This window comes from Rhodopirellula halodulae, assembly GCF_020966775.1.
GTDB lineage: Bacteria > Planctomycetota > Planctomycetia > Pirellulales > Pirellulaceae > Rhodopirellula > Rhodopirellula halodulae.
Window position 1 is genome coordinate 1,728,535 of sequence record NZ_JAJKFV010000029.1, and the last position, 20,611, is coordinate 1,749,145.

A 20,611-nucleotide genomic window follows, 5' to 3' on the forward strand; every position below is an offset into this window, starting at 1 on the left:
AAGGCGGCTTAGAAAACGTATCTTGATCGTAGAAATTCGCCTACCTCAGCGATCCCCACTCGTTTCCTTGCAGAAGAAAAGACAAACAACATGAGCATCGGTATTGGCATCGTCGGCGCTGGAATGATCTCCAATTTTCATGCCAAAGCCATCGCGGATTCCACCAATGGGCATCTGGTGGGTTGCTACAACCGAAACACCGAGCGAGCCGAAGAATTCGTGGCGAAGCACGGCGGCAAGGTTTTCAAGACGTTGGAAGACATGCTGGCGGATCCCGAAATCGGTGCTGTTTCCGTTTGCACGCCCAGCGGTGCTCACGCGGAACCCGCGATCCAGGCCGCCGAGGCCGGCAAACACGTGATGATCGAAAAACCGCTCGAAGTGACCCAGGAACGCTGCGACCAAATCATCGAAGCCTGCAAAAAAGCCGGCGTGCAGCTCGGCGTTACCTTTCAAAGTCGTTTTCACGAATCGTCACGATTGATGAAGAAAGCGGTCGAGGAAGGTCGCTTCGGAAAAATCACGATGGGGGATGCCTACGTGAAGTGGTATCGAAGCCAAGAGTATTACGACAGCGGTGCATGGCGCGGGACTTGGAAACTGGATGGTGGCGGGGCTTTGATGAACCAAGCCATCCACTCCGTTGACTTGCTGTTGTGGTTGATGGGAGACGTTGTGGAAGTCTCCGCCATGGCGTCGACGATGACCCACGAACGAATCGAAGTGGAAGACATCGTGGTGGCAACACTGAAATTCAAAAACGGTGCGTTGGGCGTGATCGAAGCCACGACCACCACCTATCCCGGTGCACTGAAGCGAATCGAAATCGGCGGCAGCGAGGGCAGTGCCATCTTGGAGGAGGAAGACCTGACGCAGTGGCAGTTCGCCAACGAGACCGACGAAGACGAAGCCATCCGCAAACGCATGGCCGGAATGACCGAAACCGGTGGCGGTGCGGCCGATCCCGCCGCGATTGGGCACCATGGTCATACCGCCGTTTTCAACGATTTCTTGGATGCGATCACTGAGGGACGTGCGCCACAGATCAATGGTGACGAGGGACGTCGCAGCGTCGCCCTGATCAACGCGATTTACGAAAGCGCACGCACGGGCAAGACGGTGCAGCTATAAAGGAGGGCGGAGCGAATCAATGCTTTAGGACGGCTAAAGCGTGAAGGACGTCTGTCCTTCCACCGCCGCCCATGTCGGACATTGGTTCGCTTGATCCCCGCCTCTCCCTCCCCTGCCCCAACCCGCCATGATCTTGCGAATCGTTTGCGGCGCCGTGTTGTTCACGGCGCTGGCCACTCCCCATCTGTCCGCCCAAACAACGGATGACGCCGCGTCGAGGTCGAGTGAATCAAACGATTCGCGTCCCAACGTGTTGATGATTTGCATCGATGATTTGAACGACTGGGTGGAACCGCTGGGCGGGCACCCGCAAGTTCAAACCCCGGCGATGAAGTCTTTGGCCGCACGAGGCGTGACATTCACCAACGCACATTGTCAATCGCCACTGTGCAACCCTTCGCGAACCAGTCTGATGCTTTCGTTGCGTCCTTCGACGACGGGGGTGTATGGTTTGTCGCCGTGGTTCCGCAATCTGCCGAAGTGGCAAGATCGAGTCTCGTTGCCGCAGCACTTTCAGGCTCACGGCTATCGCACGTACTCAGCCGGGAAGGTGTACCATGGCGGTTACGGTCGTAACGACAAAGAGTTTGACGAGATTGGGCCGCCCGGAGTCGCGGGCGTGAAGCCGCCCCAAAAATTGATCCCGTCCACACCGCAAGGCAACCATCCGCTGATGGACTGGGGAGTCTTTGACCACAAGGACGAGGACAAAGGCGACCACAAGGTGGCCGATTGGGTAACCAGCAAGCTCTCCGCGATGCCAGAGAACGAACCATTCTTCATGAGTTGCGGATTCTTTCTGCCTCATGTTCCTTGCCACGTCACGCAGAAGTGGTGGGACTTATACGACGATGCGACACTGCAACTGCCAGCCTTCCGACGCGATGACCGGCTGGACTGCTCGCCGTTCAGTTGGTACCTGCACTGGAAACTACCGGAACCACGCCTGAGTTGGTTGGATCATCACGACCAACACAAAAATCTCGTGCATTCGTATCTGGCTTGCATCAGCTTTGTGGATCACCAAGTCGGTCGAGTTTTGGCTGCGTTGGAAGATTCACCGCATCGCGACAACACGATCATCTGTTTGTGGAGCGACCATGGTTGGCATTTGGGTGAAAAGAATCTGACGGGGAAAAACACATTGTGGGAACGTTCCACTCATGTGCCGTTGATTTTCGCCGGGCCGAACATCGCACCCGGAAAAACCGGTTCACCGGCAGAACTGCTCGACATCTACCCAACGTTGTCGGAATTGGCTGGTCTCAATTCGCGAAATGATTTGGAAGGCATCAGTTTGGTGCCGCAAATTCGCGACCTCGACGCGATTCGCGAGCGACCAGCCATCACGGATCACAATCCCGGCAACCAGGGCATTCGCGGGGAACGCTATCGTTTGATTCGTTACGCCGATGGCAGCGAAGAGCTCTACGATGTTCTGAGCGACCCGAACGAATACGACAACTTGATCGAAGACCCTCAACACGCCGTGGCGGCGGATCGATTGCGTCGTTACGTGAACTCGGATCCAGCTCCGCTGGCGCCCAATAGTCAGCATCGAGTGTTGGAAAAGAAGGCCGGTGGATGGTACTGGGAGCATCAAAAAATCGATCCGTCTCGGCCGCCAATGAGCATCGCGCCGAATCAACCTGAGGATCTGCTTTCCATCACCGATTCGAAGTGAGGACGCTGAGACGCGTTCAGACTCCAACTGTTTGGTCATCCCCCAACGCACCACAGAGCTGTTTTGCATCCATGAATTTCAACCTAAGAAGCATCATGAAAACCCTTTGCCCGGTTCTTGTTTCACTCGCTTGCCTCTTTACGGCGACCGAAATCTTAGCGGACGACGCAAAGCTGCCGCCGATGCCCGCTTTCGATCGTGCGGCGTATGAAGCGAAGCCCGACGACCCCGAGTTTGAAAAGTTCTTTCCGGCCAAAGCACCCGCGATTGGCAACATGTTGCTGGAAAAGGGAGACCGCTTGGTCATCATCGGTGACTCCATCACCGAGCAAAAAATGTATTCGCGGATGATCGAGACCTACCTCACCGCATGCATGCCGCATTTGGAAATCAAAACGCGGCAACTGGGGTGGAGCGGTGAAACGGCGGCTGGGTTCCTGCGCCGCATGGATTCGGACTGCCTCCGGTTCGAACCCACCATTGCCACGCTGTGTTACGGGATGAATGACGCGAGGTATCGCCCGTTCGACTTGACCAACGGGCGTTGGTACCAAAGCCACTACCAACACATCGTCAAACGACTGAAGGAAGCCAACGCGAAGGTCGTCTTGGGTTCGCCTGGATGTGCTGGCAAAATCGCGACTTGGGTGAAGGCTCCCAAGTGCACGTTGGACGAACACAATCTGAACCTGTGCAGTCTGCGTGATCTTGCCATTGAGATCGCTGAAGAAGAGAACGTGGCATTCGCCGATCTGTTTTGGCCAATGTATGTGGCGCAAGTCCAAGCCGCAAAGAAGTACGGCACCGAGGAGAAACCGTATCAAGTCACCGGAAACGACGGCATCCATCCGCCTTGGGCGGGCCAAGTGATCATGGCACACGGATTTCTCACAGCGATGGGGATCAAAGAACCCATCGCAGATCTGAAAATCAATTGGACCGATGGAACCGCAAGCGGTGATCAGCACCACCAAGTCACCAAGAACGAAGGCAGCGTGGATGGTCGTGAAGTGACCTACATGAGTTCACGCTATCCCTTCTGTGCGGCTGGGCCCACGGACAGTGAAAACAGTATCCGGTCTGGCATGACTTTGGTGCCATTCAACGAAACTCTGAATCAGTTTTTGCTGACAGTTGACAGCGTTCCTTCGGCGAAGATGGAGATTCGCTGGGGCGACCAAGCTCACGTGTTCACGAAAGACGACCTTGAGAAAGGCGTGAACCTTGCGGAGCATTTTCAGGTGAACCCATTCAGCGATGCGTTCAAACAGATTGATCAGGCGGTGGCGGAGAAGCAGGCCTACGAAACCGTCCAAATCAAAAAGATCTTCCACGGAAAAGAAGGCAAGCAAGACCTTGATGCGGCGGTGAAGCGAACGGAAGCCGAACGCGACGTGTTGGTTCAAAAGATTCAGGACTGCATCGTCCCGGTGAGCCACACTCTGGTGCTGACGCCGCTCAACTGAAGCAGCGGCTTCGCTTCATGGTTGCGTGAATGTCAGTTCGATGCGGCATTTCTCGTTCGAAGAGACCTTGGTTCGATGGGAATCAATTTGATGAGGCGTCGAGGATCAAATCAAAACGGTCGACGTTTAGGAATGCGAGATCCCGTCGTGTTCGCGATTCTCGCGATGGCGGCAGTTCCCACGTTCCTGGTGTCCTCGCTCGTCGCTCAATCACCGGTTGGCTCGGTGGAGATGGAACGCAGGATCGAACGGGGGATCAAAGAAGGCAACGGACCTGCCAACGCTGGGCCGGCGGGAAACGCTGGGCCAGCGGGAAACGAAGATGTCGCTCGCGTGATGCGAGAGTTCGAAGGCCGTGGCGATCTGGGCGACGGCTCACCACCAGCCTCACCGGTCGAAACCGTTTCCCGTCTGCGTGTTCCTGACGATCTGCGAATCGAGTTGGTTGCCGGTGAACCGGATCTCGCACAGCCAATCGATATCAGCTTTGATTTCAAAGGCCGCATGTGGGTGGTCGAGTATCGACAGTACCCGTTTCCGGCTGGTTTGAAAGTCGTCCGTTACGACCAACACTTGCGAGCGGTTTTTGATTCCTTTCCCAAACCTCCACCGCACCATGTTCCGGGCGCGGATCGCGTGAGCGTTTGGGAAGACACCAACGGTGACGGGACCTACGACTCCCGCCGTGTGGTGATCGACGGATTGAACATCGCGACCAGCGTGGCGGTCACGACATCAGGAATCTGGGTGTTGAACGCACCGTATTTATTGTTCTATCCCGATGCTGACCATGACGCTGTCATCGATGATGAGCCAATCGTGCATCTCAGCGGCTTCGGTTTGGAAGACACTCACGCGGTCGCGAACAGTTTGCGGTTGGGGCCGGACGGTTGGATCTACGGTGCCAACGGAAGCACGACGACCGCCCGCGTTCGAGCCCCTTTATCCGAAAGCCCTGAACAAACAACCGACTTCGAAGGCCAATGCGTCTGGCGATATCAACCTGAGGAACATCGTTTTGAGATCTTTGCCGAAGGCGGTGGCAACACGTTCGGTTTGGAGATTGATCGGGACGGGTTCGTGTTCTCAGGCACCAACAACGGCAAGACACGCGGCATGTTCTATCCTCAGGGCAGCTACGGCCGAAAGAACTGGGGCAAACACGGTCCGCTGACCAATCCACATGCGTATGGTTTCTTTGAACACATGCGTTTTGAGGGAGACAGCCGAAGGTTCACGCAAGCGTTGGTTCGCTATCAAGACAACCTGTTGCCCACGCGATACCAAAATCAATTCATCGCTATCAATCCGCTGCAGCGATGCGTGATCACCAGTCGCGTGTTGGATGACGCGTCGTCGTTTCGAACAGAGGACATCGAGAACACGATCGAAACCGATGATCGTTGGTTTCGCCCTGTTGCAATCACGGTGGGGCCTGACGGTGCGGTCTATTTCGCGGATTGGTATGACACGCGTTTGACTCACGTGGATCCGCGGGACAATTGGCACAAGACCAGCGGCCGTGTATACCGACTCGTCTCCGCGAAAGCCCCTCCCGTCGAGACCAACACTAGATACGAACGGCTTCTGCCATCACGAACCAAGTTGGATTTGACGGCCATGTCAGACAGGGAGTTGACCGAATTGCTCGCTCACCCGAGCCGCACGCTGCAGCGTTTGGCGGTGGAAGTATTGGCAAATCACAAGCGTCCGTCGTTGGCCGCCATCGCCACGCTCCGGGACTTGCTTGGGGCGGAGAGCGATTCTCGTAGCCTGCCCGCACTTTGGATTCTGAGTCGTCGGGGTGAGATGACCGAAGAAGACTGGTCGCTGGCGATGGACAGTTCCAACGAACACGTCCGTCGGTGGTCGATTCGGTTGATCGGCGATCGCGGCATTGCCACAGAATCGCAAGCAGCAAAACTGCGCCGAATGGCTGCGGAAGAAAACAATCCGCGAGTCAGGTCGCAATTGGCGTCCACCGCCGCACGGTTGTCGTCGACGACGGCGTTGTCAATGCTTCGCGAACTGATGCTGCGACAGAAAGACCAGTCGGATTTGCATCTACCACTGCTGATTTGGTGGGCGGTCGAATCCCACTGCGCATCATCCGGTGAGCCATTGTTGAAGCTGTTGGAAGAGCCGCGTCTTTGGGGAAGCGAGTTGGTTCAGCAAACGATTTTGTCGCGACTGATGCGTCGCTTCGCGGCGGAGGATTCTTCACGCGGTTATCAACTCTGTGCGAGACTGCTTGAACTGGCTCCGACAGTGGATGCGAAGGCGGAGTTGATGCGTGGGTTCGAGGAAGCCACCGTGGGTCGTAAAAACGCGACGTACCCTGAATCGCTGACCGACCAATTCGCGATCTATCGGAAAGAACGGCCCGGTTCTGATTTGCTGATCCGGTTGCGACAAGGCGATCCGCAGGCCACGCAAACAGCATTGCGATCAGTGGAAGATGGCGAGACGCCGATCCAAACAAAGGTGAGGTTGATTGAAGCCTTCGGTGATCTCCGCACGCCGGCGGCGGTCCCCATGCTGCGTCGGCGTCTGGTGTCGGATCCGTCCGACGCGGTCAAGCAAGCTGCACTGTTGTCGTTGGCCCAATTCTCGTCTGCCGAAATCGGTACGTGGATCGCGTCGGCTTACCAAACCGCGATGGACGGCCGCGGCAATTTGCGAGAGGTGGCGATTCGCGTGTTGGCCAGCCGCGATGCCTGGGCGATGGTTTTGATGGACCAGATTGACGCCGCGAAGATCCCGGTCGAACGGGTACCAATGGATGTCGTCGTGCAGATGCGGTCGCTGGAAAATTCGGCGTTGCAAGACCGACTCCAACGGCACTGGGGATTGGTGCGTGCGACGCCGCAGCAGAAACAAGCTCGCATCCGAGAGGTAAAGGATCTGGTTCAAGCGGCCTCCACGTTTGACGAACATCGAGGGAAAGATCTGTTTGCCAAGCATTGCGGCAATTGCCATCGATTGTTTGGCGAGGGAGGAATGGTTGGTCCCGAGTTGACCGGATATGAACGATCGAACCTGGATTTTCTGTTGCTCGCGGTCATCGATCCTTCGGCGGGGATCCGTGAGGAGTTCACGAATTATCGATTGCTCACCAACGACGGACGCGTGATCAGTGGGTTGCTGGAAGACCAAACCCCGCAGTGGGTCACGATTCGGACCGCGGAAGGCAACGCGATCCGCATCTCACGAGACGAGATCGAGTCGCTGCAAGCATCCGCGGTGTCGCTGATGCCAGAGAATCTTCTCACGCCGCTATCCGCTGCCGAAATTCGCGACCTGATGGGCTACCTGCAAATGCCAACCGCGGTTCGTTGAAGGAGACGCCTTCTGACGACTCAAAGTGCCACGCCAACGCAGGTTGTTACGTGCCACACGATGGCTGTGCATCGAACAACATAGAAAAGACGCACGGGGAAAGTCACACGGGCATGTTCAGCACGGCGACACAACCGATGCACTTACCCAAATGCACACACATTCAAATGCGTACACATACAAGAGCTTTGGTAGCATCGATTCGTGTCTGCCGTGCATGGATGGGGCCAGCGTTGCCTTGATCCTACGGGCCGACCGCGCGCTCACTCCGGTGGTGTGAACTTAGGTGCCGAGGGCTCGTTGGGTTCCTCGTCCTCGTCGTCATACGAGTTGGACGGAGGCGTGTCCATCGACACGGCTCGGCTGGCTTCGTCTTGCACTTGTCGGAACTGTTGCTGAACGTCCTGCAGACTGCGCCGAAACTGGCTGTAGGTGGAGCCAAATTTTCGGGCGACTTCCGGCAAGTTGCCACCGAACAGGACGACCGCAATCACACCGATCACGGCCAGTTCAAACGGACTGAGACCAAACATCTCAGGCGTTCTCGTCCTTGCGTTCCGCTGCTTCGTCTTCGTCGTCCACGGTTTCCGCCATGCCGCGTTTGAACTCGTTGGCGCTGCGTCCCAGGTTTCTCATCAACGAAGGCAGTTTGGCACCGCCAAAGAGAACCAAGCAGATCACCAAGACAATCATCAACTCGGGCAAACCTGGCATTCCAAACGCCAAGAACAATCCGGCGGCCATCGAACTCATCGTCATCAACATTCCATCAATCCCGCTAAACAAAGTGGTGTGCGAAACATGCCAACGCGACATGCATCGAGGCCGATCAGTTCATCGCGTCATTGCCGCGTCGCAGCAAGGAAACTGCCAGACATTCAAGGTCCGGACAAGGGAGTTTCCTAGGTCGCATACGCTCAACCACCCGGAACTCGTTCGCGGGTGGAGCAATTTCAACGGATGAAACGATCATTCGGCGTCGGCGAAAGCGGGTAGGTCATTCGCGAGCGTCATGCAAACCGGGAAAAACTCCCCGGTACTCATAGGCTCGTTCGAATACCTCCGGACCGAAGCAATGGACGTCGTTTCCAAGTCCATTGCAACATTCTATCCGCAGGCTTCCGAATGTCAAAGTGGGATCGCACTCAACCAGCACGGCGAAATTCACACAGGAAAATCTCTTGAAAGCCCCGTGCGGCATGCTGCCAGCATGTCCGCTTGATTACCCCGGTCCACTCTGGTGGTGTTGGTTGGAGTGTATTGTGCGTGTGCTCGAAATGCTGCCGTTTGCCGCTTCGAAAATTCGGCGATTTGAAAATTCAGCGATCGCGGGTTCGAACTGAGGTGCCCGGTTGAATTGCCACCATTTGTGATCGATTCAGCAACAAAACTTGGCTCGGAAAGCCGCTCCACCATTCGTTCTTCCGAAAAGACGCCGGATCGGGATGAATTCGCATTGTTTGTCACGCTCGACTCGCTGAACGTTTTGCCAAACGTGTCTTCGCTTTGTCCGTTGGAGCAGCCCATGTCTCGTCTCGTCGCAACCGATGCACCGCGTCTCTATTCCAATGGCCAACCTTGGCGAAACGCTCGTGGCCGCGACGCGCCGCGGCAAGCCGTGGAGACCGAGTTCAAAGCCGAACACGCGGTCGTGAATCTTTCGACTCAGCCGCCCATTCCTTTGGTTGTCAAACGTCTGGTTCGTGAATTGCGGATCCGCTTTTACGCCGTCAAGACAGTCAAGAACTATCGCTCAGCTTGGGTTCGCTTCTTTCGGTGGTATCGTGGGCCATTGGACCAAATCGACCAAGAAGACATTCGGGAATATTTGGAGTTGCTCGTCAACGGTGGAGCGTCGTCGTCTGAGGTGAGCGTCACGCTGTCGGCCCTGAGGACCGGTCTGGACAAGCTTTGTTTGTTGCGTTGCACGGTCGGACTTGTATCCCCGCGAAAGTCAAATCGATTGCCAGTCGTGATGTCCAAGAAAGAGATCCAGCGAATGATGGAAGCGGCTCGCACGTTGAGAGACAAGCTGTTGCTCAGTGTGTTGTATGCGACCGGTTTGCGAGTCTCGGAAGTCGCCCGCTTGCAGTGGACGGATTTTGATTTCGATCGCCAGCAAATTCGAGTTCAGCTTGGCAAAGGCAAAAAAGATCGCTACGTCATGTTGGCCGATGATTTGTTGCCGCTGATGAGGCAGTTGTGGCAACACACCAAAGGAATCGGGTACCTCTTTCCATCCGAAGACGGGCGAAGCGGACGGCATCTTTCTCCGCGAACGATCCAGCGTGCGGTCAAACGGGCTCGGGTTCTGGCGGGAATCAACAAGGCGATCACGCCACACAGTTTCCGACACAGTTTTGCAACGCACCTCATCGAATCCGGTACGGACATTCGTTTCATCCAAAAGCTGCTCGGGCACACCAACCTCGAGACCACATCGCTGTACACGAAGGTCGCGCAGATGAAATCGACTGCGGTCGCCAGTCCATTGGATCACTTGGGAAGTGAATCGGCGGCGTCGGTGCAGTCGTCTGCTCGGAAGCCACCGTCCCCGCCTTCCGTCGGCCGGATGCGTCTCGAAGTGGATCCAAATCCCAATTCGAATGGCTCGCATGCGGTGAATTTGGGCATTTGGCGAGACGGTGAATTGCTCCCGTTGCCGGGAGTGCTGGCAACGATGCCCCGACCTGACTGGGTGTCTTTGCAAATCCCGCTGCAAGACACCTGGGAACCGACCTTGCGAAGACTACCCGCCATGCAGCGAGAGCGATTGGAGTCGCCGCAGTTTTTCAGTTTGGTGCAGCAAGAGGTTGCCAAGCGACTGGTGCGAATCAGAGGCTCGGCACCGTCGCACTCAAAGAAGCCGCAGTGAGTTCACGTAGAAGAACTTTATTCTCCTCCGCAAGGCATCGCACTTGTCTGTCAGCGGAGACGCTGTTTGAAGGTCCAATCTCCAGCGTCATGAAACACCGTTAAACTCGCGTTTCGGACGAAGCAACGAAAGTAAAGTCAGGTAAACGCGACCAGACCCAAGCAAAAAAATGCAAACTGATCCCCAGTCAGCTAAGATCGTCCACCCAATCCCTCCCATTCCCAAGCATGGACGACACCCTGTCGTCCAGAAACCCGTTAGCGGACACGAGCGTATTGGCCGATCAACGTTACCTTCTGACTTACATTGCGCCGCATCCCATCCCGCAATGGAAACGTTCACCTTCCGAGGTCGATCGCTTCCGCGATTTGCTATCTGCGTTCAACGATTCACCACTCTTTGACGAACCGCCGCCAGATTTTGATTTTGCGGCTCTGTCCGCACATGCCGAGGCGTTCGAGACTACAGTGATGTCGACTCTCGCTGAGGTCGGTTCGTATTCACCCGGAAATCGGCCGCTTTACGAACTCGCTCGATGTTGCTCTGAACTCAAACGTCGGTTGGCCCGTACTGGTGCCATTGACTCTCAGATACTCGTCGCATTGGGTGAATATCGTGGACTCGTATCCAAAAATATCGTCGAACTTGATGCCGTCTACCTTCGCCAGCATCAACCGTAGTTCACGTGTCCGCTAACATGGTTTTTACGCTAGGCCTTCGGCACACCTTCGCTCTTTGGCAACGCTCGCTGGCTTTGGTACAATCTTCTTAGTTCAAACATCGCTCGCTTCGTTCAGGGCGGTGTCGTAAAAACCTTCCGTTGTGCGGACGAGATTTTCACAAATGGCACACCCAGATATGGACGCCCTGCTCGACGAAGGTCTTCAGGTCGCAATTCACTTCCTCGAAAAGAACGGCGAATTCTTCCCGTTCGGCGTCACCATGGCTCCGGACGGCAGTATCGCGCATACACAGGGCTACACTGGCGACGAGCATCCACCATCACAAGAGGTGATCGACCTGCTTCTTCGCGGCTTTCAATCTGGCGCGACCGCTGGCGACTACAAATCCACTGCACTGATCTCAGATGTTCGCGTTTCGCTCGATGGCACCACGAAAACCGACGCCATTAGCGTCACGGTCGAGCATCACGAGGACCAACCGGTCACTTGTCTTCTGCCATACACCAAGACTGATGCTGGCTACGAGTTTGGCGAACTTATTGCGCAACGCGCCGATAGCAACGTTTTCCCACACTAACGCCGCACAACATGGTTTTTACGCTGCGGCCTTCGGCACACCTTGGCTCTTTGGCAACGGGCCATACCCTTGGTACAATTTCACGTAGTTCAGGCATCGTTCGCTTCGTTTAGGGCGGTGTCGTAAAAACCTTCCGTTGTACGGCCCAGATCACTCAGATGGACACCGAACTGGTAACCGCGACTCGCGTGTTTGAACTCGCCGAAGGGCGTGTCGTGGTTGCCGACGAGTTCTTCCACGATTTCGCTGGCCGCTCCGCCCCATTCGATCTCGACGTCGTGGTGGTGTCGCCGTCTGGCGATCGCGTCCCCATGACCGCGTGCATTTCACATCCGCTGATCCATGCTCGGCCGCCTCGTGCACCGGGATTCGTCTGCACATTCGATGGCACAACCAAATCCGCCATCCCTGCTGGTTCACGGATCGTGCTCCCCAACGCGTAGGGCCGTACAACATGGTTTTTACGCTAGGCCTTCGGCACACCTTCCAACTTTGTCAACGCGGGCTGGCCTTGGTACAATCTTCGTAGTTCAGACATCGTTCGCTTCGTTTAGGGCGGTGTCGTAAAAACCTTCCGTTGTGTGACGCAGGCTCTCATGAATGCTGACGATTTCGCACGCCTCTGTCGCGCCGACAAGGACGCCATGGTCGCCGCATTCTTCGATCCCGCCGCTGAAACTGCCGTCGGCGAGCTGATTGCCTCGCTCGACCTTGATGACGCCCAGCTCGCAACCTTGCGCCAGATTCTCGACGGTGCGCTCACTGACGCCATGTACAACTTGCTCGTTGGGCTTGACGGCGGTGCTTCGATTGGCGACGTCCAACAATCGTACGATCTTCGCGATGAATCTGGGGCAGCGATCACCGGCGATGGTGACCTTGAATCTGCTGCATTTGCGGCCTTTCACGAATCGTGACCTTTACGGTGCTTCAGCGTCACACAACATGGTTTTTACGCTAGGCCTTCGGCACACCTTGGCTCTTTGGCAACGGGCCCTGGCCTTGGTACAATTCTTGTAGTTCAGGCATCGTACGCTTCGTTTAGGGCGGTGTCGTAAAAACCTCCCGTTAGCCGCCAGAGACCAATGAAGGTTCATCGCGAAAACGATGTCTACTCAACGCTTCATATCACTGGTCCGACTTACGTCTCGCTGAAACTGACACTGGCTTCTGCCCCTGTGGACGACTTTCCAGTCGATCACGTCGAATCACAACTCCGTACCCCTCCGACCGCCGACGTTGTTCGCATCGCGACCACTGCGGGCGCTGCTCGCGCCAACGCGAAATATGACGTTACGTTTTTTCCGGCTCACGTACGATGCGACGTAGACCACTATCGACCCGAGTCTATTCTCGACCATCTCACGTTCAAGATCGTTGAATATGCTGCGATTTCACGGTTCGCAGCACGCGTCCAACAGCACATCTCCGATTCACCGCTCACGTACAACAAACTCGCCGCCGAATGTGGCGTGGCTAAATCAGTGCTATACACTATTGCAAAATCCGGCGCTTTCACCGGTGTTGAACAAAAGGATGCCGTAACTCTGATTGAGCACTTCCACTTGCACACTGGCGGCTAACATGGTTTTTACGCTAGGCCTTCGGCACACCGCTGTCGTTTGTTCAGGCCGCCCTCTGATGGTAGAATCTCTCATGGTTCATACATCGTTCGCTTCGTTTAGGGCGGTGTCGTAAAAACCTTCCGTTGTGTGCCACTAGCGTATGAAACTGTCGCGAACCGAATTGCATGATCTTCGCGACCGCTGGGACGGCGCGACGCTTGACACCATCCGAGCAACGTTGTGCAAATGGGCGTTCAAACGCCCTAATCAACGGGTTGATCTGGACGCAATATCGCTTGCCAACTCAATCGACATCGACGGCAATTCTTACGCTGACCTTCGTGGTATATCTCTCGTCGCACAACTGAACTACTACGCTGTCTCCCGTGTTTGCTTTGACGCCGCAACGTTTGAGGGTTTCGGCCAATTCGGCGGTTACTCCACCTTCGACGACTGCCTTTTCCGCCAGACCAAATTCAATACCAACCTTCACTCGCAATTCACAAATTGTTCGTTCGCTAGCTCCAACCTACGTGACGCCAAACTTGGTGGCCCGTTCATCGATGTTGATTTCTCGTTTTGCAATCTCAACAACGCTGCGGCGGATCAATCCGTATTCACAAACTGCGACTTCACCGGTTGCAATCTCAAATCCGCACACCTTACCAACTGCACGTTCACGGACTGCAAATTCGGTGACAACTCCTTTGGTCGCGGATCGCTCTATCGCTCAAAATTCATGGGCGATTCCCCAGATCGTGACGGTTTGGCCGATACGATAGTGGATGCCGTTTCGTGGTGACCCGTGGCACACAACATGGTTTTTACGCTGAGGCCTTCGGCACACCTTCGATCTTTGGCAACGCTCGTTGGCTTTGGTACAATTTCCGTAGTTCAGACATCGTTCGCTTCGTTCAGGGCGGTGTCGTAAAAACCTTCCGTTGTGTGCCACTAGCGAATCATGGGTTACGACCTTCACATCACTCGCGCCGAAGAATGGTTCGACGGCGATGACACGCCGATCACGCTTGAGGAATGGCTCGCGTTCATTGAATCGGACGCCGAGATGCGTCTCGATGGCCACGCCGAAGCCAAGGTCGACGGTGAGGCGGTTCTCCGTTATGAAAACGACGGGTTGGCAGTCTGGACCGCCTACTCCCAATTGCCGGATGACGACTGTGGTGCGTGGTTCGACTTTCGCGGCGGCAATGTCGTCGTCAAGAATCCCGACGACGAGATCATCGCCAAAATGAAACAGATCGCTGAGCATTTCGGGGCGCGTGTTGTGGGCGACGAGGGCGAGGAGTACTAACCGCGTCCCCTATGGTCCGTGGCACACAACATGGTTTTTACGCTAGGCCTTCGGCACACCTTCGTCCTTTGGTAACGGGCGTTGGCCTTGGTACAATTTCTGTAGATCAGGCATCGCTCGCTTCGTTCAGGGCGGTGTCGTAAAAACCTTCCGTTATGTGACCTATGTCTATCCGTGGAATCACTGACGCAAACCTTCCTAGTTGGATTACCGCGAACGCCGGTGCCACGGATGACGACATTAACGCGTTAACGACTGCATCGCCGCATCAACTTGCGAACACCTACCTTTCGCTGCTGCGAACCGCCAACGGTGGCGAGGCCGAGATCGCCGCGGACGGCAACAGCGACGAATCATATCTCGTGCTTTGGGCCTCATTTGAGGTGATTCCGTTCAACGCTGACTACGAACTTCGCGAATACGCGCCGGCGTTCCTCGCGTTTGGCTCGAATGGTGGTGGCGAGCTTTTTGCGTTCGACACACGCATTTCTGGCGACTCCGTGTTCTTGCTTCCAGCAATTGGCATGTCTAATGATGACGGTATGCTGTTCGCCGATTCAATGGACGCGTTTGCCCGACGCATAGCGGCAGCATAGCTCACCGGTCACATAACATGGTTTTTACGCTGGGGCCTTCGGCACACCTTCGTCCTTTGGCAACGGTCGCTGGCCTTGGTACAATCTTCCGTAGTTCAGGCATCGCTCGCTTCGTTTAGGGCGGTGTCGTAAAAACCTTCCGTTATGTGCCCCTGATCGAATGGCTCCTCGGCAATATCAATACGTTGGGCCAGCCGATATTCGCGATTCCGCGATTGCCTCTTCGCCCGTTGGCACACCGATCCGTTGCGTTGTTGATCTTTCGGCATGGATCGCGTCTCGTTCATCGGACGCCGAACCGGACGGTTCACTGATTGCGACGTTTACCGTGAATGTTGGCGGCACGCTTTTGCTTGCGCCGCGCCGCTCCGAACATGTCGCCTGTGCTGCTGGTGGCCCTGTGCTTTCCGCTGGTGAAATCACGTTTTCCGATGGCGACGTTTCCGAGATCACCAACCAATCTACTGGATTTTGCCCCGAACCTGAATCGTGGCCGACTGTTGCTGCAGCGCTGGACGCTATTCCGGTGGATCGACCTGATGATTTCACGACACGTGTTGTGTTTCGCCTTTGTCCGGCCTGCAACGAACGGAACATCGTCAAGGATGGCTGGTTCGTCTGTGATCTTTGCGGGGCCGATCTTCCAGAGAATTGGAACTTTCCCGTAGCGCGACGGGGCACATAACATGGTTTTTACGCTAGGCCTTCGGCACACCTTCCAACTTTGTCAACGCGGGCTGGCCTTGGTACAATTTATCGTAGTTCAGGCATCGTTCGCTTCGTTTAGGGCGGTGTCGTAAAAACCTTCCGTTATGTGACCTATGTCTATCGGTGACATCATCGCTGCCAACCTCTCCCGGTGGGTTTTCGCCAACACTGGGGCATCCGACGACGACATCCGTGCGCTCACCGACGCCACATCGTTCCCCCTTCCGTCCGCATACCTCGACCTGCTTCGCGCCGCCAACGGCGGCGAGGCCGACATCCCTGATTTGAACGGCGACGATGGCAGTTACCTCGACCTATGGGAGGCGGCTGACGTTGTGCAATTCAACGCGGATTACATGCTGCCCCGATTCGCCCCTTCATTCTTCGCGTTCGGATCAAACGGCGGTGGCGAGCTTTTCGCATTCGATTCTCGCCGTGACGACGACGCCGTACTCATGGTTCCCACAATTGGCATGTCCGACGACACTTCGCTGCCCTTCGCGGATTCGGTTGACGCTTTCGCCCAGCGCATAGCGGCTCCGTAGTTCACCGGTCACATAACATGGTTTTTACGCTAGGCCTTCGGCACACCTTCGTCCTTTGGCAACGCTCGCTGGCTTTGGTACAATTTCTCGTTGTTCAGCATCGCTCGCTTCGTTTAGGGCGGTGTCGTAAAAACCTTCCGTTGTCAGACCCTAGCTTTCCATGAATCTCTCTGAACTGCTGGCTAGCCTCAACCGGTTTGACGACGAACACACCATTTACATTTCCGCGGATCGCGAACCGTGCGCCGACTCGGCGGTCGATGTCGCGGAGCCGCCCGACGATGACAGCGTTCCCTTTGATGGGATGCGTGAACTCATGGACGTCTGGCATGCTCGCGAGACCTTCGATGGTTGCCGATCATTACTCGCATCTGCTGGTTCCGTGACCGATCACGCTTCATGCGTCCAACGGTTCCTTGAATACCTCACGAATGACGCCTGATGCGCGGACGGCTTGCAAGCTTCACCGAATGGTTAGCTTTCTGGTAGTTCGCGGGTCTGACAACATGGTTTTTACGCTAGGCCTTCGGCACACCTTCGCTCTTTCGCAAAGCGGGCTGGCATTGGTACAATTTCCGTAGTTGAAACATCGTTCTCTTCGTTCAGGGCGGTGTCGTAAAAACCTTCCGTTGTCCGCCTCAGGTTTTCGATGAAACGCCACATCCAACGCCGCGGATTCGGTGGCGAGGTCGAATTCCTGCTATTGATCGCGTTCATTGGATGCGCCGTCGGATTGGCGATACCTTGGTGCAAGTCCCTTGTTGCTCACGGGCACAGCCGGTGGTGCTTTCTCTGGGTTTTCCCAGCATCACTTGCTTCCGTAGTCGCGTACTTTGTTGGTCTCCCGCTACTGGCCGCATTCTGCTTTACCCGCGCAAGCCAGTGGATAATTCCAGAGGACGAACCCACAGGACAATCATCACGGTTCGGGACTGTCTACTCGATTTGTTTCTCCATTGCGTTCTTCAGCCCGATCGTAGTTATCGTTGCGACAACACTCTGGCACTAGCTGGCCTAACACCACTTCAGAGGCGGACAACATGGTTTTTACGCTGAGGCCCTTCGGGCACACCTTGGCTCTTTGGCAACGGGCCATGGCCTTGGTACAATTCTCGTAGTTCAGGCATCGTTCGCTTCGTTTAGGGCGGTGTCGTAGAAACCTTCCGTTGTGCGGACTAATCTCTCACTTGATGGCCGACCTGACCCCGACTCAATCTGAACAGCTGTCGCGCCGTCGTGCCCAGTTCGACGCATTCCATGCGGAACGACTCCCCGTGCTTGTTGACTTTTGCACGTCGCTGGAACTTCCTGACCCTCACCTCGTGCTCAACGATCCAACGCCTTTTGTTCCGCCAATCAACCAATGGGTTGCCGCACAGAACGCCGCCGAACTTTCTCGTGACGACCATGTTTGGCTCGCCACCCGTGTTGGATACCTGATTGGCGAATACTTCGTTTGCCGTTACTCAGGCTGCTGGTTCGTTGACGACAACCCTGACTCCAGCTGGTTCGCCCATTTTGTCGTTGGGCAATTTCCCCGTCATGGTTCGGCACGGATCGCCCCCATGCAGATGGCGACTGAATTGGTTGAATCGTCTGGTGACCTTGAGGCGTATTTGGGCGACGCGTCTGCTGCGATTGAACGTCAATCGTAGCGCAGCCGCACAACATGGTTTTTACGCTAGGCCTTCGGCACACCTTCCGCGTTTGGCCACGCGGGCTGGCCTTGGTACAATGTTCCGTAGTTCAGGCATTGTTCGCTTCGTTCAGGGCGGTGTCGTAAAAACCTTCCGTTAGGTGACCCTAGATGAATGTGGTGGTGACCGTTGGCGACGTCCTCGATGCTTCGGCTGACGTCCTGATCTCCACCGCTAACCCGTGGCTCAATATGTCCGGCGGCGTTAACGGTGCTATACGCGCACGTGAACCTGACATTCAATCCGAACTTCGCGCACACCTCGAATCCATCAGTGAATCCGCGATTCCCGCCACATCGGTTGTTCGCACTTCCGCCGGTGCTTTGCCGTTTTCCCACATCATCCACGCGGTTGCAATCGACCCGTTCTACGATTCATCGCACCAGATCGTCGCTGACACCCTTGTGGCTGCTTTCGGTCTCGCGGTTTCTATCGGCGCAACATCCGTTGCCATGCCGACGCTCGCGACTGGCTACGGCCCAATGACGATTGACGCTTTCGCCCGTGCATTCGCGGATTCCGTATTGTGCCGATTCCCGATTGAGACCGTCACGATTGTGGTTCGCTCTGACGAGAATGCAGGGATCATCAACTCTGTGCTTGCAGCCGAAACGTAGTGCATCGGGGCACCTAACATGGTTTTTACGCTAGGCCTTCGGCACACCGCTGTCGTTTGTTCAAGCCTCCCTCTGCTGGTAGAGTCATCCATAGTTCAAGCATCGCTCGCTTCGTTTAGGGCGGTGTCGTAAAAACCTTCTGTTAGACGCCGCTAGTCATCTGTAGTTCATGACCGAATCACCAAAACCGACAGCCTTGCTTATCGCTACGTCGGTACTGGTTATCGCTTTCTCGCTTTTCCTCGTCTCCGCTGCTCTCGCGGCATTTACCGTCACGTGGGACCCATGCTCGCTGATCGGTGGTGCGATTATTCTTCCGCTCCCGGCGGCACTTGCGGTCCAGCAGTATCGTGCGACCTTCCGTGGCGTGGCCGCTGCTGCACTCACGGCCGCCATACTCTTATTCATCGTCGGAGGTTTCGCAGCGTTCGCTTTTGCAACAACCTTTGGCGAAATCGCGATGGGCAGCGGCGAGCTACCTTGGTTCGGCCTGCTACTGCCAATGTTGGGGGTTGCCACTGTTGGCCTTTTCGGCGGATGGCTTAATTTGCGCTGGCGCAACAATTTGCCACCAACTACGACGGACGCTGCATGGCGATTTTCTCTGCAGGAGGCTCTCACTGCGGTTGCCGCCATCTCTGTGCTGACCGGCTTGACCGCATCGTTTATCCGGTCTACTCCACCGCGGTACGCGGAGAACGTCTCTGTCGCCGACGCTCCTTTTGGCCTTCCTGCCAGCGCCACCAATGTTTCATTCTGCCAAGGATTTCGTGTACGATCGCCTATGAATTCACCGTTGACGAAACCTCATTTCGTAAATGGGTGGCTGACGGCATCGGTTCCATTGAATCGGATGCGTCAAATACGAAACTCGAACCAATCATCACTCCGGTTTCGATCACTCGATACAACGCCTATTCTTCCGAGCTTAGCGGGCCGGATTCGATCACGGTGAACAAAGGCCTCCATTACTCTTGGTCGTTCGAGGATCGCGGCGTCTATGCTGTATTTGACTCGACAACAAACCGTGCATACTACTACGCACATTTCCACTGATGGTCCGCGGCGTCTAACATGGTTTTTACGCTAGGCCTTCGGCACACCTTCGATGTTTGGCAACGCTCGCTGGCCTTGGTAGAATTTCCAGTAGTTCGGGCATCGTTCGCTTCGTTCAGGGCGGTGTCGTAAAAACCTTCCGTTGTCCGCCAGAAAACTGCCGCGCTGATGAAAACATTGCGAGCTTTCTTAATCTTCTCGACAGTCTTGATCTATGGCATGACCGTCTTGGCCTTGCTGAAACAGGGTATCAACTGGCCAGCCGTCGCGATCCACGATTTGGTGGCGCTAAACTGGCGGTCGCAGTTCGACACCGACTTCTTGGTTTACCTATTTCTTGGCGCAACTTGGATTTCATGGCGGGAAGGTTTCACTGCAAAGGGACATCTCTTTGCGTTTCTCAGCGTTTTCCTTGGCGGGATGTTCACGTTTCCCTATGTCTTGATCGCCACCTATCGTGCCAGCGGCGATCCATTTCAGATTCTGCTGGGCATCCATCACCAGTCGGCATGTACCCATTCATGAACCGGGATCGCTCGGCCTAAACTGGCGGACAACATGGTTTTATGCTAGGCCTTCGGCACACCTTCCAACTTTGTCAACGCGGGCTGGCATTGGTACAATTTCTCGCAGTTCAGGCATCGTTCGCTTCGTTCAGGGCGGTGTCGTAAAAACCTTCCGTTGTCAGACCCTAGCTTTCCATGAATCTCTCTGAACTGCTGGCTAGCCTCAACCGGTTTGACGACGAACACACCATTTA

23 protein-coding genes are annotated in these 20,611 nt (G+C 55.5%); 19 read left to right on the forward strand and 4 right to left on the reverse strand.

The genetic code is table 11. The annotated features are described in order from the left end of the window. The first annotated feature begins 90 nt into the window (after nucleotides 1–90). The 4 genes from LOC70_RS24525 to LOC70_RS19205 all read left to right on the forward strand — a co-directional run bounded on the left by LOC70_RS24525 (nucleotide 91) and on the right by LOC70_RS19205 (nucleotide 7,620). On the forward strand, nucleotides 91–1,131 hold the full coding sequence (locus LOC70_RS24525; RefSeq protein ID WP_315857282.1) for a Gfo/Idh/MocA family protein: 1,041 nt from the start codon (nucleotides 91–93) through the stop codon (nucleotides 1,129–1,131). Between the two features lie 127 nt (nucleotides 1,132–1,258). Further along, the gene (locus LOC70_RS19195; RefSeq protein ID WP_230255596.1) at nucleotides 1,259–2,815 is read left to right on the forward strand and encodes a sulfatase; all 1,557 of its coding nucleotides are present in this window, start codon (nucleotides 1,259–1,261) and stop codon (nucleotides 2,813–2,815) included. A gap of 95 nt (nucleotides 2,816–2,910) precedes the next feature. Beyond that, nucleotides 2,911–4,281: an SGNH/GDSL hydrolase family protein gene (locus tag LOC70_RS19200; protein ID WP_230255597.1), complete on the forward strand. Its 1,371-nt coding sequence runs from the start codon at nucleotides 2,911–2,913 to the stop codon at nucleotides 4,279–4,281. Nucleotides 4,282–4,371: 90 nt separating this feature from the next. Then, nucleotides 4,372–7,620, forward strand: coding sequence for a PVC-type heme-binding CxxCH protein (locus LOC70_RS19205; protein WP_230255598.1), 3,249 nt, complete (start codon nucleotides 4,372–4,374; stop codon nucleotides 7,618–7,620). Nucleotides 7,621–7,883: 263 nt separating this feature from the next. Here LOC70_RS19205 and LOC70_RS19210 read toward each other — a convergent pair whose 3' ends face one another. Further along, complete coding sequence (locus LOC70_RS19210; protein WP_230255599.1) at nucleotides 7,884–8,153, reverse strand: Sec-independent protein translocase subunit TatA/TatB; 270 nt, start codon at nucleotides 8,151–8,153, stop codon at nucleotides 7,884–7,886. 1 nt (nucleotide 8,154) lies between these two features. Next, entirely contained in the window at nucleotides 8,155–8,436 is a 282-nt protein-coding gene (locus tag LOC70_RS19215) for a Sec-independent protein translocase subunit TatA/TatB (protein WP_315857283.1), read from the reverse strand. A 709-nt stretch (nucleotides 8,437–9,145) separates the two neighbouring features. On the opposite strand from LOC70_RS19215, the gene LOC70_RS19220 reads away from it, so the two are divergent. The 4 genes from LOC70_RS19220 (at nucleotide 9,146) to LOC70_RS19235 (ending at nucleotide 12,198) form a co-directional block, all read left to right on the forward strand. Then, on the forward strand, nucleotides 9,146–10,495 hold the full coding sequence (locus tag LOC70_RS19220) for a tyrosine-type recombinase/integrase (RefSeq protein WP_230255600.1): 1,350 nt from the start codon (nucleotides 9,146–9,148) through the stop codon (nucleotides 10,493–10,495). 227 nt (nucleotides 10,496–10,722) lie between these two features. Next, the gene (locus LOC70_RS19225) at nucleotides 10,723–11,175 is read left to right on the forward strand and encodes a hypothetical protein (protein ID WP_230255601.1); all 453 of its coding nucleotides are present in this window, start codon (nucleotides 10,723–10,725) and stop codon (nucleotides 11,173–11,175) included. A 163-nt stretch (nucleotides 11,176–11,338) separates the two neighbouring features. Further along, entirely contained in the window at nucleotides 11,339–11,755 is a 417-nt protein-coding gene (locus LOC70_RS19230; protein ID WP_230255602.1) for a hypothetical protein, read from the forward strand. Between the two features lie 158 nt (nucleotides 11,756–11,913). Then, nucleotides 11,914–12,198: a hypothetical protein gene (locus LOC70_RS19235; RefSeq protein WP_230255603.1), complete on the forward strand. Its 285-nt coding sequence runs from the start codon at nucleotides 11,914–11,916 to the stop codon at nucleotides 12,196–12,198. Nucleotides 12,199–12,285: 87 nt separating this feature from the next. Here the strand turns inward: LOC70_RS19235 and LOC70_RS19240 are convergent, their stop codons facing one another. Further along, nucleotides 12,286–12,582, reverse strand: a complete 297-nt coding sequence (locus LOC70_RS19240) for a hypothetical protein (RefSeq protein ID WP_230255604.1) — start codon at nucleotides 12,580–12,582, stop codon at nucleotides 12,286–12,288. Nucleotides 12,583–12,840: 258 nt separating this feature from the next. Between LOC70_RS19240 and LOC70_RS19245 the strand changes: the two genes are divergently transcribed. From LOC70_RS19245 to LOC70_RS19260, 4 genes are all read left to right on the forward strand, one after another. After that, nucleotides 12,841–13,338: a hypothetical protein gene (locus LOC70_RS19245; RefSeq protein WP_230255605.1), complete on the forward strand. Its 498-nt coding sequence runs from the start codon at nucleotides 12,841–12,843 to the stop codon at nucleotides 13,336–13,338. A gap of 142 nt (nucleotides 13,339–13,480) precedes the next feature. Beyond that, nucleotides 13,481–14,122, forward strand: a complete 642-nt coding sequence (locus tag LOC70_RS19250) for a pentapeptide repeat-containing protein (protein ID WP_230255606.1) — start codon at nucleotides 13,481–13,483, stop codon at nucleotides 14,120–14,122. Between the two features lie 159 nt (nucleotides 14,123–14,281). Further along, nucleotides 14,282–14,632: a hypothetical protein gene (locus LOC70_RS19255; RefSeq protein WP_230255607.1), complete on the forward strand. Its 351-nt coding sequence runs from the start codon at nucleotides 14,282–14,284 to the stop codon at nucleotides 14,630–14,632. Nucleotides 14,633–14,796: 164 nt separating this feature from the next. Continuing rightward, complete coding sequence (locus LOC70_RS19260) at nucleotides 14,797–15,228, forward strand: SMI1/KNR4 family protein (RefSeq protein WP_230255608.1); 432 nt, start codon at nucleotides 14,797–14,799, stop codon at nucleotides 15,226–15,228. Nucleotides 15,229–15,323: 95 nt separating this feature from the next. Here LOC70_RS19260 and LOC70_RS19265 read toward each other — a convergent pair whose 3' ends face one another. Beyond that, on the reverse strand, nucleotides 15,324–15,497 hold the full coding sequence (locus LOC70_RS19265) for a hypothetical protein (protein ID WP_230255609.1): 174 nt from the start codon (nucleotides 15,495–15,497) through the stop codon (nucleotides 15,324–15,326). A gap of 59 nt (nucleotides 15,498–15,556) precedes the next feature. Between LOC70_RS19265 and LOC70_RS19270 the strand changes: the two genes are divergently transcribed. From LOC70_RS19270 to LOC70_RS19300, 7 genes are all read left to right on the forward strand, one after another. Beyond that, nucleotides 15,557–15,913: a hypothetical protein gene (locus LOC70_RS19270; RefSeq protein ID WP_230255610.1), complete on the forward strand. Its 357-nt coding sequence runs from the start codon at nucleotides 15,557–15,559 to the stop codon at nucleotides 15,911–15,913. Between the two features lie 136 nt (nucleotides 15,914–16,049). Further along, nucleotides 16,050–16,481, forward strand: a complete 432-nt coding sequence (locus LOC70_RS19275) for an SMI1/KNR4 family protein (protein WP_230255611.1) — start codon at nucleotides 16,050–16,052, stop codon at nucleotides 16,479–16,481. A gap of 160 nt (nucleotides 16,482–16,641) precedes the next feature. Beyond that, entirely contained in the window at nucleotides 16,642–16,923 is a 282-nt protein-coding gene (locus LOC70_RS19280; RefSeq protein ID WP_230255612.1) for a hypothetical protein, read from the forward strand. Between the two features lie 832 nt (nucleotides 16,924–17,755). Continuing rightward, nucleotides 17,756–18,136, forward strand: coding sequence for a hypothetical protein (locus tag LOC70_RS19285; protein ID WP_230255613.1), 381 nt, complete (start codon nucleotides 17,756–17,758; stop codon nucleotides 18,134–18,136). A 164-nt stretch (nucleotides 18,137–18,300) separates the two neighbouring features. Continuing rightward, nucleotides 18,301–18,795: a macro domain-containing protein gene (locus tag LOC70_RS19290; protein ID WP_230255614.1), complete on the forward strand. Its 495-nt coding sequence runs from the start codon at nucleotides 18,301–18,303 to the stop codon at nucleotides 18,793–18,795. A gap of 169 nt (nucleotides 18,796–18,964) precedes the next feature. Then, nucleotides 18,965–19,750 carry a hypothetical protein gene (locus LOC70_RS19295; protein WP_230255615.1) on the forward strand — a complete coding sequence of 262 codons (786 nt, stop codon included), beginning with the start codon at nucleotides 18,965–18,967 and terminating at the stop codon, nucleotides 19,748–19,750. A 269-nt stretch (nucleotides 19,751–20,019) separates the two neighbouring features. After that, nucleotides 20,020–20,376: a hypothetical protein gene (locus LOC70_RS19300; RefSeq protein WP_230255616.1), complete on the forward strand. Its 357-nt coding sequence runs from the start codon at nucleotides 20,020–20,022 to the stop codon at nucleotides 20,374–20,376. Nucleotides 20,377–20,611 lie beyond the last annotated feature (235 nt).